Consider the following 13540-nt stretch of genomic DNA (forward strand, 5'->3'; position numbering starts at 1 on the left):
CGCCCTGACGACGCTTTGGAGGGGAATTGATCGCGCAGCCACCCAAAGTTTTGTTGTTGTATGCCCATCCGGAATCACAGGATTCGGTTGCCAACCGGATTTTGCTGCAGGCGGCATCGTCGCTCGAGCATGTCACCGTACATGATCTTTACGCCTTTTATCCGGATTTTTTTATTGATATTCACCACGAACAGCAATTATTGCGTGAACATCAGGTCATTGTGTTCCAGCACCCGCTTTATACTTACAGCTGCCCGGCATTATTGAAAGAGTGGCTCGACCGGGTGCTGGCGCGCGGATTTGCCAGCGGCATCGGCGGCGACGCCCTGGCGGGGAAATACTGGCGAACGGTTATCACCACCGGCGAACCGGAGGGCGCTTATCTTAACCGCGGCTACAGCCGCTACGGCATGGAGGATATTCTACGCCCGTTCGAATTGACCGCCACCATGTGCCGCATGCATTGGGTGCGCCCGCAGGTGATCTATTGGGCCAGAAGGCTGGATCCCGTCGTATTGGCGCGCCATGCCGGCGAATACGCCCAATGGCTGAAAGAGCCGCTTAACGAAAGGGGACAACGCATTGGATAGCAGTCCGTCGTTTTTGACCGCCGTGGTGCTGTTTTTATTCGCCGCCGTCGTTGCGGTGCCCATAGCCCAGCGCCTGGGCATAGGCGCGGTGATCGGCTACCTTGCGGCGGGTATCGCCATCGGCCCCTGGGGGCTGGGTTTTATCCGCGATGTGGACGAAATCCTGCACTTCTCCGAACTTGGGGTGGTGTTCCTGATGTTTATCATCGGCCTGGAGCTGAATCCGTCGAAGCTATGGGAACTGAGGCGATCGATCTTCGGCGTCGGCGCCGCGCAGCTTTTCTTTACCGCGTTGCTGCTGGGCGGGGCTCTTTACCTGACCCATGCCACCTGGCAATCGGCGCTGATTGGCGGCATCGGCCTGGCCATGTCGTCCACCGCCATCGCGCTGCAGCTGATGCGCGACAAAGGCATGAACCGCAATGAAGGCGGCCAGCTCGGCTTTTCCGTCCTGCTGTTCCAGGATATGGCGGTAATCCCCACGTTATCCCTCATCCCTATCCTGGCCGGCGGCGGCAGCGAACCGAGCGATTGGATGAAAATCGGCATGAAGGTGGCGGCGTTTTTTATCATGCTGGTGGGCGGGCGCTACCTGCTGCGGCCGCTGTTCCGTTATGTCGCCATGGCTAATGTGCGCGAGGTGTTTACCGCCGCCTCGCTCATGGTGGTGCTGGGCGCGGCGCTGTTTATGGATATGCTCGGATTATCCATGGCGCTGGGCACCTTTATCGCCGGCGTGCTGCTGGCGGAGAGTGAATACCGCCATGAGCTGGAGATCGCCATCGAGCCGTTCAAGGGATTACTGCTCGGCCTGTTTTTCATCTCGGTGGGCATGGCGCTCAACCTGGGCATTTTATATGTCCACTTGCTGACCGTGGTGGCCGGCCTGGCGGTCCTGGTGCTGGTCAAAGGGACGGTATTGTATATCCTGGCGCGGATATCCGGTCTGCGCAGCTCGGTGCGGCTACAGTTCGCCGGCGTGCTAAGCCAGGGCGGGGAATTCGCCTTTGTCCTGTTTTCCGCCGCCGGCGCGCAAAAAATCCTCTCGCCCGATCAGCTGGCCCTGCTGCTGGTCACCGTGACGCTGTCGATGATTACCACCCCCTTATTAATGCAACTCATCGATCTTATCCTGGTCCGACGTTACAATGCCCAGGACGAGGAGGGTGAAAAACCCTTCGTCGACGATGACGAGCCGCAGGTGATCATCGTGGGTTTCGGCCGTTTCGGCCAGGTGATAGGCCGCCTGCTGATGGCCAATAAGATGCGGATTACGGTACTTGAGCGCGATATCAGTGCGGTAAGCCTGATGCGCAGCTATGGTTATAAGGTGTATTACGGCGATGCCACCGAGCTTGAGTTGCTGCGCGCCGCCGGGGCGGAGAAAGCAAAAGCCATCGTGGTCGCCGCCAATACGCCGGAAGACAACATGACCATCGTGCACCTGTGCCAGCAGCATTTCCCGCACCTGAAGATACTGGCGCGGGCGCGGGGCCGCGTCGAGGCCCATGAGCTGCTGCTGGCCGGGGTGAATCAATTTTCGCGGGAAACTTTTTCCAGCGCGCTGGATCTGGGCCGCAAGGCGTTGTTGGAACTGGGGATGCATCCCCACCAGGCCTATCGCGCCCAGCAGCATTTCCGCCGCATCGATACCCGCATGCTGCGGGAGCTGATGCCGCAGCTGCAGGGGGATGTGGCGCAAATATCCCGCGTCAAGGAGGCCCGGCGCGAGCTGGAGGATATCTTCCAGCGCGAAATGCAGCATGAACGTCGCCAGCTTGACGGCTGGGAAGATAACCATCCGCAGGGAGATAAACACCATGACGGCAAAGCGTAAACGTTTTATTGCCGGCGCGGTATGCCCCGAGTGCCAGGCGAAGGATACCCTGGCGGTCTGGCAGGACCAGGGGACGGATAACGTCATTTGTGTAAAGTGCGGTTTTACTCAGCGCCAAACCGACCCGGCGGCTGCGGATAAAACGCCGGCAAAGGATCGCATTATCGGTATTTTTGATCCGGAGTAGCCTTATACCCTCAATTTTTTTAAGCTGAAGGATACATGCGCGTAAATTTTCGTTAGAATCTGCGCCAATTCAGTTTCCAACGGTAGGAGATATCATGAAAGTAGCAAAAGACCTGGTGGTCAGCCTGGCTTACCAGGTACGGACAGAAGATGGCGTGTTGGTCGATGAGTCTCCGGTGAGTGCGCCGTTGGACTATCTCCATGGGCATGGTTCTTTGATCTCGGGCCTGGAAAATGCCCTGGACGGCCACGATGAGGGCGATAGCTTTGATGTGCATATCGTTGCCGACGATGCCTACGGTCATTACGACGACAACCTGGTGCAGCGCGTCCCGAAAGAGGTGTTCATGGGCGTCGAGGAACTTGAGGTCGGCATGCGTTTCCTGGCCGAGACCGATCAAGGCCCGGTGCCGGTTGAAATTACCGAAGTCGACGGCGACCATGTGGTGGTGGACGGCAACCACATGCTGGCCGGCCAGGATTTGAACTTCCACGTCGAGGTGCTGGCTATTCGCGAAGCGACGGCGGAAGAACTGGCCCACGGCCATGTTCACGGCGAACACGATCACGAGCATGAAGGCCATGACCACGATCACGGCGGCGACTGCTGCGGCGGCCACGGCCATGACCACGAGCACAAAGGCGGCGGATGCGGCGGCAATGGCGGCTGCGGTTGCCACTAAACCCGGTTCGCTCGGACCCCGATAGCCGATGGGGCGGGTTTTTCCGCCCCGTTTTATTGGTTATTCAACGAATTAATTAAAATTAATAGTGCGGCGGCGGCGTCTCTTCCGATTGAGACGCGATAATCGAGGTTTGCTGCGTGCGCAGTTTCTCCGACAATAAGCGCAGTTGCTCCTGCAGCCTGCCGATATCCCGTTGATGCGCGACGACGGTCTGATTCAGTTCATCTATCGTGACTTCCTGGAACGCAAGCCGGCCTTCCAGCAAATCAAGACGTTGTTCCAATTGGGATAACTCCATAGTGTCCTCCTCTCAATACCGTTTATCATGGAATAGGGGCGATCGCGTCGGCCCGACCTCATACCCGGATTAAGCTGCGACAACAACCAGGTGTTATTCTATCGGTAAATGACGATAAATGCCCGCCGAAAGCCTATTATATGCCCGCGTCACCGAACCAGGCTTCAATGGCGCCGCTAAAAAAGAAACTTCTTGACGTAAAAAAAGTCTTAGAAAGACTCAATTCATCGGGATAGCGATTGTGTTGTGTTTACGCTCACGGCTATAGTATCGGCTTAACTTAGTTATCGACCTTGGGACAAGATAGCCCAGGCTATGGAGATATGGATGAAATCACTGTTTAAAGTCACGCTGTTGGCTACCACCATGGCGCTAGCCCTCAATGCTGCCCAGGTAATGGCCGCGGATAGCACCGCAGCGGCTGATGCCCCCGCCGCGGCTGGCACCACAGCGACCGCTCCGGCAACTGCTCCGGCCAACGCCACCTCGGACAAATTCAAAAGCAGCGAGGAACAGGCTGCTTACGCGTTAGGCGCCTCATTGGGTCGGTACATGGACAACTCCCTGAAGGAACAGGAAAAGTTAGGCATCAAGCTGGATAAAGATCAGCTGATCGCCGGTGTTCAGGACGCTTTTGGCAACAAGAGCAAGCTGACTGACGAAGAAATCGAGGCTACTCTCCAGAGCTTCGAGGCGCGCGTGAAAGAAGCCGCCCAGGCCAAAATGGAGCAGGAAGCCAAGGACAACGCCGAAAAAGGCGATAAATTCCGCGCCGACTACGCCAAGCAAAAAGGCGTGAAGAAAACGGCCAGCGGTGTTCTGTACAAAGTTGAAAAACCGGGTACCGGCAAAGCGCCGACCAATAGCGATACCGTGGTGGTCAACTACAAGGGTACGCTGGCCGACGGTACGGAATTCGACAACTCCTACAAACGCGGCGAACCTCTGTCATTCCGTCTTGACGGCGTCATCCCCGGCTGGACCGAAGGCCTGAAAGAGATCCACAAAGGCGGCAAGATCGAGTTGGTGATTCCGCCGGAACAGGCGTATGGCAAAACCGGCGTCCCGGGAATCCCAGCCAACTCCACCCTGATTTTCGACGTGGAACTGCTGGATATTAAACCGGCGGCTAAGGCTGCCGAAGGCGAAAAGCCGGCGGCTGAAGCACCGGCCGGCGCGGCTGAAACCACTAAATAACCACACTGCCGGCGCATAAAACGCGTCGTCGGTGGTGAAGGGCGGTGTCTGTTTCAACAGCCACCGCCCTTTTTTATTCACATTCTCCCGCCGGAAACCGGGCATGCCAACCCAAAAAAAGCGCGTTATAGCGCTTTTGCCGGCCAATAAGTTGTAAAAATCTGTCCAAACACAAGGACAGCGTTTTAAATCATTTGCTAGACTAGCGACCGGTAAATACAACTGACAGCCGAGTTTGTCCAGGGATGCGGACAGGCTCGCTTTAACGGGTGGTGTCTGCATATGTCTACTTCTCTTCCGACCCCAGAATTCAACGAACTGGATGTTTTGGACGAACGGCCATTCAGCCCAGTTGATCATGAAATACTGGCATCCTACGAAGCCGTGGTGGATGGACTGGCGATGCTTATCGGCGAACACTGCGAAATCGTGCTGCATTCCCTGGAAGATTTGAAAAGCTCCGCCGTGCGCATCGCCAACGGCGAACACACCGGACGCAAAATCGGCTCGCCCATTTCCGACCTGGCCCTGCGCATGCTGCATGACATGGCGGGCGAGGACAGCAGCGTGTCGAAAGCCTACTTTACCCGGGCCAAAAGCGGCGTGCTGATGAAATCCGTCACCATCGCCATTCGCAACCGCGAACAACGGGTCATCGGCCTGCTGTGCATCAATATGAATCTTGACGTGCCCTTTTCCCAAATCATGCAAACCTTTGTCCCGCCGGAAGCCCAGGAAAACGCCACCTCGGTCAATTTCGCGTCTTCGGTGGACGACCTGGTGGCGCAAACCCTTGAGTTCACCATCGAGGAAGTCAATGCCGATCGCGGCGTGTCCAACAACGCCAAGAACCGCCAGATTGTGCTTAACCTGTATGAAAAGGGCATTTTCGATATCAAGGACGCCATCAACCAGGTGGCGGATCGGCTGAATATTTCCAAACATACGGTCTATTTGTATATCCGCCAGTTTAAAAGCGGTGATTTCCTGGGATTGGATCGGTGAGCCTGCGTTACTGCCTGATGGTCGGCGGGCCGGCCTACGGCACGCAGCAGTCCAGCAGCGCCCTGCAGTTCGCACGGGCCTTGCTGGCCGCAGGCCACCGGATCAACAGCATTTTTTTTTATCAGGACGGCGTCTATAACGCCAATCGCCATACGTCCCCGGCCGGCGACGAGGTGGATATCGTGCGCGCCTGGCAGCAGCTTGGCCGGGAGCATCAGGTGCCGTTGGATGTATGTGTCTCCGCGGCGTTGCGCCGGGGGGTGACGGACGGGGCGCAGGATGCGCCGCCGGCACCGGAGCAGGGCAACCTGCAGCCGGGTTTTACCCTGAGCGGCCTGGGCGCGCTGGCGCAGGCCGTGCTTGAGTGCGATCGGTTTATCCAGTTTTAAGGTGCCCTGATGAAACGCCTTGCCTTTGTTTTTACCCATGGCCCCCACGGCGACGCGTCTGGACGGGAAGGACTGGATGCGCTGCTGGCCGCATCGGCGCTAACCGATGAGATCGGCGTGTTTTTTATTGGCGATGGCGTCCTGTTGCTATTGCCGCAGCAGCGGCCGGCGGAAATCCTGGCGCGCAATTTCATCCCCACCTTCGGCGTATTGCCGATTTACGATATCACGCGTTTTTACCTCTGCGCGGAGTCCCTGGCGGAGCGCGGGCTGGCCGGCGCCGTGGGCTGGGTGCTCGACGCCGAGGTGTTGCCCGCCGCGCGCTGGCGCGAGCGCTTGTCCGCTTTTGATACTGTCTTGACCTTCTGAGCCGGGAAAACGCCATGCTTTATACCCTTAGCCGCTCCCCTTACGCCCGCGACTTGCCGGCGCTGCTGCTTACCGCCCGCAGGGGCGACGATCTGCTGTTGATACAGGACGGCGTGATAGCCGGGCTGGCGGGGACCGTCGCGCTGGAGCGGCTTATCGCCTCGCCGCTCGGGTTGTATGCCCTTGACGCCGACGTTGCCGCCCGCGGCCTGCTTGCTCATTTTTCGGACAAAATCACCCTGATAAGCTATACTGGGTTTGTCTCGCTGACGGTAAAACAACCGCAACAAATGGCATGGTAAGCAGGGCGCTACCCTCTGAATTTCGCCTTGCGGCAAGGCGGTCAAGGGAACGCATTGCGATCAGCGTACAGCGATAAGGGAGGGGGATAAACGGACGCAGCCAATGCATCCGCCGCGCGAAAGATAGCGGGTATATTGTATATTTCTTGACACCCTCACCCGTCGGCCATAAAATTCTGCGTCCTCGTTCTTTGCCTTGCGGCTTAACGAGGCGATTTATTACGTGTTTACGAAGCAAAAACCAGGAGTTTTATCGAATGGCAACAATTAACCAGCTGGTACGCAAGCCACGCACCATGAAGGTTGCTAAAAGCAACGTTCCGGCGCTGGAAGCATGCCCGCAAAAACGTGGCGTATGTACCCGCGTATATACCACCACCCCGAAAAAACCGAACTCCGCGCTGCGTAAAGTATGCCGTGTTCGTCTGACTAACGGTTTTGAAGTCACTTCCTATATCGGCGGTGAAGGCCATAACCTGCAGGAACACTCCGTGATCCTGATCCGTGGCGGTCGTGTAAAAGACCTTCCCGGTGTGCGTTACCACACCGTTCGCGGTGCGCTCGACTGCTCAGGCGTTAAAGACCGTAAGCAGGGCCGCTCCAAATACGGCGTGAAGAAGCCCAAGTCTTAATGGTTCTCCGTTAAGTAAGGCCAAACATTTTATTATTAATGTCAAAGAACTCATTGAGTTTTGGACAATCCTGAATTAACAACGGAGTTATCCCATGCCACGTCGTCGCGTCATTGGTCAACGTAAAATCCTGCCGGATCCTAAGTTCGGATCCGAGCTGTTGGCAAAATTTGTCAATATCCTGATGGTAGATGGTAAAAAATCTACTGCCGAAGCAATTGTCTATACCGCGCTGGAGACCCTGGCTCAGCGTTCCGGTAAAGGACATCTGGAAGCTTTCGAAGTAGCTCTGGACAACGTGCGCCCGACTGTCGAAGTCAAGTCCCGTCGCGTTGGTGGTTCTACTTATCAGGTGCCAGTAGAAGTTCGTCCGGTCCGTCGTAATGCCCTGGCAATGCGTTGGATCGTTGAAGCTGCTCGTAAACGCGGTGATAAATCTATGGCCCTGCGCCTGGCGAACGAACTTTCCGATGCAGCAGAAAATAAAGGCACTGCTGTTAAGAAACGTGAAGACGTTCACCGTATGGCAGATGCCAACAAGGCGTTCGCCCACTACCGCTGGTAATTATGCCGCTGTAGTCATGCTAACCAGGTGGGCGTGCGGACAGCTCGCCCTTCCTGGGTTAGCTCGAATAGAACGCCCCAGTAATCGAGGATACAAATGGCTCGTATAACACCAATTGTGCGTTATCGTAATATCGGTATCAGTGCGCACATCGACGCCGGTAAAACCACCACCACTGAACGTATTCTGTTCTATACCGGTGTAAACCATAAAATCGGTGAAGTCCACGATGGCGCCGCCACCATGGACTGGATGGAACAGGAACAAGAGCGCGGAATTACCATTACGTCCGCGGCGACCACCTGTTTCTGGTCCGGTATGGCTAAACAGTTTGATGCCCATCGCATCAACATCATCGACACCCCGGGACACGTTGACTTCACCATCGAAGTAGAACGTTCCATGCGTGTGCTTGATGGCGCGGTCATGGTTTACTGTGCGGTAGGCGGTGTGCAACCTCAGTCCGAAACCGTGTGGCGCCAGGCCAATAAATATAAAGTTCCGCGTATCGCGTTCGTGAATAAAATGGACCGTATGGGCGCGAACTACCTGCGCGTTGTTGAACAGCTGAAAACCCGTCTGGCCGCTAACCCGGTTCCGATCCAGCTGGCCATCGGCGCCGAAGAAAAATTCACCGGCGTTGTCGATCTGGTGAAGATGAAAGCCATCAACTGGAGTGAGGCCGATCAGGGCATCAGCTTCGAATATGAAGAGATCCCGGCTGAACTGCAGGAACTGGCGCAGAAGTGGCATCAACATATGGTTGAATCCGCGGCTGAAGCCAATGACGAGCTGATGGATAAATACCTCGGCGGCGAAGAACTGACCGAAGCAGAAATCAAGATGGGTCTGCGTCAACGCGTGCTGAACAACGAAATCATCCTGGTCACCTGCGGTTCTGCGTTTAAGAACAAAGGCGTACAGGCGATGCTGGATGCGGTAATCGAATACCTGCCGGCACCGACCGACGTTCAGGCCATCAACGGCGTGCTGGAAGACGGCGAGACCCATGCCGAACGCCATTCAAGCGATGACGAACCCTTTTCGGCGCTGGCGTTTAAAATCGCCACCGACCCGTTCGTGGGCAACCTGACCTTCTTCCGCGTTTATTCCGGTGTGGTTAACTCCGGCGATACCGTGCTGAACTCCGTTAAAGACAAACGTGAGCGTTTTGGCCGTATCGTGCAGATGCACGCCAACAAACGTGAAGAAATCAAGGAAGTCCGCGCCGGCGATATCGCCGCTGCGATTGGCTTGAAAGATGTGACCACCGGCGATACGCTGTGCGATCAGAGCAAACCGATCATCCTGGAACGCATGGAGTTCCCGGAACCGGTTATCTCCGTGGCTGTCGAACCGAAAACCAAGGCCGACCAGGAAAAAATGGGTCTGGCCCTGGGCCGTCTGGCGCAGGAAGATCCGTCTTTCCGCGTCTGGACCGATGAAGAGTCCGGTCAGACCATCATCGCAGGTATGGGCGAACTGCATCTCGAAATACTCGTCGATCGTATGCGTCGCGAGTTCAACGTTGAAGCTAACGTCGGTAAACCGCAGGTAGCGTACCGCGAAACCATCCGCAATACTGTTGAGCAAGAAGGCAAGTTTGTTCGTCAGTCCGGTGGTCGCGGTCAGTTCGGTCACATCTGGTTGCGTATCGAACCGATGGAACCAGGTGGTAAAGGCTACGAATTCCTTAATGAAATCGTCGGCGGCGTGGTTCCAAAAGAATACGTGCCCGCGGTGGATAAAGGCGTCCAGGAACAGCTGAAAAACGGCGTTCTGGCCGGATATCCGATTGTGGACGTCCGTGTTGCGGCCTTCGATGGTTCATACCACGAAGTCGACTCCTCGGAAATGGCGTTTAAAATTGCCGGTTCCATGGCGTTTAAAGAAGGCTTCATGAAAGCGAAACCAGTTCTGCTGGAACCTATCATGAAAGTTGAAGTTGAAACGCCTGAAGACTACATGGGTGACGTTATCGGTGACTTGAACCGTCGTCGCGGCATGATCGACGGCATGGAAGATACTGCGACCGGCAAGACCGTTCGTGCGCAGGTCCCCTTGTCTGAAATGTTTGGATATGCTACAGATCTGCGTTCACAGACTCAGGGCCGTGCTTCTTACTCCATGGAGTTCCTGAAGTACAATGAAGCACCGAACAATGTTGCTCAGGCCATTATCGAAGCCCGTAAAGCCGGTAAATAAGCTTTAGGGTCTACAATTAATATCCCGTGCTCTCTCCAATGGGGGAGAGCATAAGAGTAAGGAATATAGCCGTGTCTAAAGAAAAGTTCCAACGCACAAAACCGCACGTTAACGTCGGCACCATCGGTCACGTCGACCATGGTAAAACCACCCTGACCGCCGCCATCACCACCGTGCTGGCCAAAGCTTACGGCGGCAGCGCCCGTGCTTTCGATCAGATCGATAACGCGCCGGAAGAAAAGGCCCGTGGTATCACCATCAACACGTCCCACGTTGAATACGACACCCCGGCCCGCCACTACGCGCACGTAGACTGCCCGGGACACGCCGACTATGTGAAAAACATGATCACCGGCGCCGCCCAGATGGATGGCGCAATCCTGGTGGTTGCCGCAACCGACGGCCCGATGCCGCAGACCCGCGAACACATCCTGCTGGCTCGCCAGGTAGGCGTTCCTTACATCATCGTCTTCATGAACAAATGCGACATGGTCGATGACGAAGAACTGCTGGAACTGGTTGAAATGGAAGTGCGCGAACTGCTGTCCCAGTACGACTTCCCAGGCGACGACACCCCGGTAATCCGTGGTTCCGCGCTGAAAGCACTGGAAGGCGACGAAGCCTGGACCTCTAAAATCATCGAACTGGCCGAAGCCCTGGATACCTACATCCCGGAACCGGTACGTGCGATTGACAAGCCGTTCCTGCTGCCTATCGAAGACGTATTCTCCATCTCCGGCCGCGGCACCGTGGTAACCGGTCGTGTGGAACGCGGCATCGTTAAAGTGGGCGAAGAAGTTGAAATCGTCGGCATCAAAGCCACCATCAAGACCACTTGTACCGGCGTTGAAATGTTCCGCAAACTGCTGGACGAAGGCCGTGCCGGTGAAAACGTCGGCGTCCTGCTGCGCGGCACCAAGCGTGACGACGTGGAACGCGGCCAGGTACTGGCTAAACCGGGTTCAATCCACCCGCATACCCAGTTCGAATCCGAAGTCTACATCCTATCCAAGGATGAAGGCGGCCGTCATACGCCGTTCTTCAAAGGCTACCGTCCTCAGTTCTACTTCCGTACCACTGACGTGACCGGTACCATCGAACTGCCGGAAGGCGTGGAAATGGTTATGCCTGGCGACAACATCAAAATGGTTGTTAACCTGATTGCCCCGATCGCCATGGACGACGGCCTGCGTTTCGCTATTCGCGAAGGCGGCCGTACCGTTGGCGCCGGCGTGGTTGCCAAGGTTATCGCGTAAGACATTTCCGTTTTATGCAAAAAAGGGCGCCTTGGCGCCCTTTTTTTATTTGCTGCAAAAAGAAGCGGTTATTTACCGGCGACGGATATTTACAAAACAAAAATAGTTCTGCTATTGAAATGACACTCGTTCTCATTTAAATTATGCCTAATTTGATTTTAATGAGTATGAAAAATGTACGTTTGTTTGTGTAATGCGGTAAGCGATACTGCCATACGCAAGGCGGTAAGAAACTACCAACCGAAGACGTTTCAAGAACTTAAAAGTGTCGTGCCGGTGGCGAATAAATGCGGTAAATGCGCATGCAAGGCCCGGTTGGTTATGGAAGACGAATTACAGCAGTTAGTGCCGTTTGAAAAAATTGCATAATTAGTAGGGTTATTACCTTGATTTACTCTGACGCGGTTATATTCTGTACATTACCGCAACGGAGGAGTGAATTATGAAAGGCGATGACCAAATTATCACCCATCTCAATACCCTGCTTGGCAACGAGCTGGTAGCCATCAATCAGTACTTCCTGCACGCCCGTATGTTTAAGAACTGGGGGCTGATGCGTCTGAACGACATTGAATACCACGAATCCATCGATGAAATGAAGCACGCCGATCGTTATATCGAGCGTATTCTTTTCCTGGAGGGACTGCCTAACCTGCAGGATCTGGGCACGCTTAACATCGGGCAAAATGTCGAGGAAATGCTGCGTTCGGATTTGAACCTGGAACTGCAGGGCGCGCAGGATCTGCGCGAAGGCATCTCTTATGCCGACAGCGTCCGGGATTATGTCACCCGCGATCTGCTGATCGAGATATTGGCGGACGAAGAGCACCATATCGATTTCCTGGAAACCGAACTGGATTTAATCAAACTGGTCGGCCTGCAGAACTATCTCCAGTCCCAGTTAAAAGATGCGGCGCAATAGGCGTCAGGCTGTTCCCCGCTAAATAATGATAAAGCAACGCCTGCGCATGATGCGACGGTTATGACCGATACGCATCGGCTCCTGGCTGCCGCGTTTCCGGCGTAACCTGGCCGCATTGTCATGTGCGGCCGGGCAGTGGCGCTAAGGGCCGATGTATATCCACCAGCCTGCCAGCGCCAGGCAGGGACCAAAGGGAATGTCTTTATCCGCCGTCCGGCGCCGCAGCCACCACGCTATCCCGGTCAGCGCCGCGCTCGCGCATAACAGCGGCAACGCTTGCCATCCCAGCCAGGCCCCCAGCCCGCTCAGCAGCTTGATATCGCCGCCGCCCAGCCCCGCGTAGCCTCTCACCCGGTAAAACACCCCGTTCAGCAGCCACAGGCCGCCGCCGCCGCACAGCGCGCCCAGCAGGCCGACATAGAGCGATTGCGGCTCGCCAAGCGGGCTTAGCAGTCCGCACAGCAGGAAGGGCAGGGTAAGCCGGTCGGGCAGCAGCAGGGTATGATAGTCAATCCAGCTCAGCGTTAATAAAAACCAGCTGAACACCAGGCCGCTCACCAGGCGTTCCGCCGGCAGGGCGGCGAACGCCGCCAGGAACGCCAGCGCGCAGCTTGCCTCGCAGCGCCGTTTCCACATCTGGCGGGACAGCATTGTCCACGCGGCGCGGCGGGCCCCAGGCGCCGCGGAAGCCCGCTGGCCGGAGATCGCCGTAAGCCGGCCATACGCCAACCGTCCCCCGCCGGCGCAACCGCCGTCCGGCAGTGGCCCGCGCCGCGCCGCCGTGGCGCCTGGCAGCGCGCGGGCCCATCCGAGAATGCGCCGGGCGAGATGGCCCATGATGACGCCATACAAGAGCAGGCAGAAAACCGACAATACCGTTATCACGCGCACCTTCCTTCCCTTATCCCGGCATCCCAGCTGGCATAAGCCTGCCTGAAATCGGTGCCGCCGCCCATTCTGCCCCTGCGGAAATGGAATGAGCGCCGGTTTCCGGCGTTTTTTACCGTATCGTCGCTTGCTTCATGAGCAAATTAACGTATAATGCGCGGGCTTGTCTCATAGACATAAGAAACAAGCCGACTCAATGAGTCCGCGCTGGCC

17 protein-coding genes are annotated in these 13540 nt (G+C 56.2%); 15 read left to right on the forward strand and 2 right to left on the reverse strand.

The features are described from left to right. Positions 1-29: 29 nt before the first annotated feature. The 4 genes from kefG (at position 30) to slyD (ending at position 3296) form a co-directional block, all read left to right on the forward strand. Positions 30-590 (forward strand): glutathione-regulated potassium-efflux system ancillary protein KefG, encoded by a 561-nt coding sequence (kefG, locus tag ACL2XF_RS23015; protein ID WP_410016712.1) that lies wholly within the window; start codon positions 30-32, stop codon positions 588-590. Then, entirely contained in the window at positions 583-2427 is a 1845-nt protein-coding gene (gene kefB / locus ACL2XF_RS23020; protein WP_410013264.1) for a glutathione-regulated potassium-efflux system protein KefB, read from the forward strand. The genes kefG and kefB overlap by 8 nt, the downstream gene beginning before the upstream one ends. Beyond that, positions 2411-2614, forward strand: a complete 204-nt coding sequence (locus tag ACL2XF_RS23025) for a YheV family putative zinc ribbon protein (RefSeq protein WP_410013265.1) — start codon at positions 2411-2413, stop codon at positions 2612-2614. Before kefB ends, ACL2XF_RS23025 begins: the two co-directional genes overlap by 17 nt. 94 nt (positions 2615-2708) lie before the next feature. Next, on the forward strand, positions 2709-3296 hold the full coding sequence (gene slyD, locus ACL2XF_RS23030) for a peptidylprolyl isomerase (RefSeq protein WP_410013266.1): 588 nt from the start codon (positions 2709-2711) through the stop codon (positions 3294-3296). A gap of 82 nt (positions 3297-3378) precedes the next feature. Here the strand turns inward: slyD and ACL2XF_RS23035 are convergent, their stop codons facing one another. Continuing rightward, the gene (locus ACL2XF_RS23035; RefSeq protein ID WP_162367218.1) at positions 3379-3597 is read right to left on the reverse strand and encodes a protein SlyX; all 219 of its coding nucleotides are present in this window, start codon (positions 3595-3597) and stop codon (positions 3379-3381) included. 327 nt (positions 3598-3924) lie between these two features. On the opposite strand from ACL2XF_RS23035, the gene fkpA reads away from it, so the two are divergent. From fkpA to bfr, 11 genes are all read left to right on the forward strand, one after another. Next, complete coding sequence (gene fkpA / locus ACL2XF_RS23040) at positions 3925-4794, forward strand: FKBP-type peptidyl-prolyl cis-trans isomerase (protein WP_410013267.1); 870 nt, start codon at positions 3925-3927, stop codon at positions 4792-4794. A 282-nt stretch (positions 4795-5076) separates the two neighbouring features. Next, entirely contained in the window at positions 5077-5799 is a 723-nt protein-coding gene (locus tag ACL2XF_RS23045; protein WP_410013268.1) for a transcriptional regulator, read from the forward strand. A gap of 2 nt (positions 5800-5801) precedes the next feature. Next, complete coding sequence (gene tusD, locus ACL2XF_RS23050) at positions 5802-6188, forward strand: sulfurtransferase complex subunit TusD (RefSeq protein ID WP_413723503.1); 387 nt, start codon at positions 5802-5804, stop codon at positions 6186-6188. Between the two features lie 9 nt (positions 6189-6197). After that, complete coding sequence (gene tusC, locus ACL2XF_RS23055; RefSeq protein WP_413727601.1) at positions 6198-6557, forward strand: sulfurtransferase complex subunit TusC; 360 nt, start codon at positions 6198-6200, stop codon at positions 6555-6557. A gap of 14 nt (positions 6558-6571) precedes the next feature. Next, positions 6572-6859: a sulfurtransferase complex subunit TusB gene (tusB, locus tag ACL2XF_RS23060; protein ID WP_413721561.1), complete on the forward strand. Its 288-nt coding sequence runs from the start codon at positions 6572-6574 to the stop codon at positions 6857-6859. A 257-nt stretch (positions 6860-7116) separates the two neighbouring features. Beyond that, positions 7117-7491: a 30S ribosomal protein S12 gene (rpsL, locus tag ACL2XF_RS23065; RefSeq protein WP_162367223.1), complete on the forward strand. Its 375-nt coding sequence runs from the start codon at positions 7117-7119 to the stop codon at positions 7489-7491. Between the two features lie 94 nt (positions 7492-7585). Next, complete coding sequence (gene rpsG / locus ACL2XF_RS23070; protein WP_011412093.1) at positions 7586-8056, forward strand: 30S ribosomal protein S7; 471 nt, start codon at positions 7586-7588, stop codon at positions 8054-8056. Between the two features lie 96 nt (positions 8057-8152). After that, positions 8153-10261: an elongation factor G gene (fusA, locus tag ACL2XF_RS23075; RefSeq protein ID WP_410013271.1), complete on the forward strand. Its 2109-nt coding sequence runs from the start codon at positions 8153-8155 to the stop codon at positions 10259-10261. Positions 10262-10332: 71 nt separating this feature from the next. Continuing rightward, positions 10333-11517, forward strand: coding sequence for an elongation factor Tu (gene tuf / locus ACL2XF_RS23080; protein WP_410013272.1), 1185 nt, complete (start codon positions 10333-10335; stop codon positions 11515-11517). Between the two features lie 174 nt (positions 11518-11691). Further along, positions 11692-11886, forward strand: a complete 195-nt coding sequence (gene bfd, locus ACL2XF_RS23085; protein WP_410013273.1) for a bacterioferritin-associated ferredoxin — start codon at positions 11692-11694, stop codon at positions 11884-11886. Between the two features lie 73 nt (positions 11887-11959). Further along, entirely contained in the window at positions 11960-12439 is a 480-nt protein-coding gene (gene bfr / locus ACL2XF_RS23090) for a bacterioferritin (RefSeq protein WP_410013274.1), read from the forward strand. Between the two features lie 141 nt (positions 12440-12580). Here the strand turns inward: bfr and ACL2XF_RS23095 are convergent, their stop codons facing one another. Next, positions 12581-13324, reverse strand: coding sequence for a prepilin peptidase (locus ACL2XF_RS23095; protein WP_413727602.1), 744 nt, complete (start codon positions 13322-13324; stop codon positions 12581-12583). Positions 13325-13540 lie beyond the last annotated feature (216 nt).

Source organism: Sodalis sp. RH19 (genome assembly GCF_047324215.1).
Classification (GTDB): Bacteria; Pseudomonadota; Gammaproteobacteria; order Enterobacterales; family Enterobacteriaceae; genus Acerihabitans.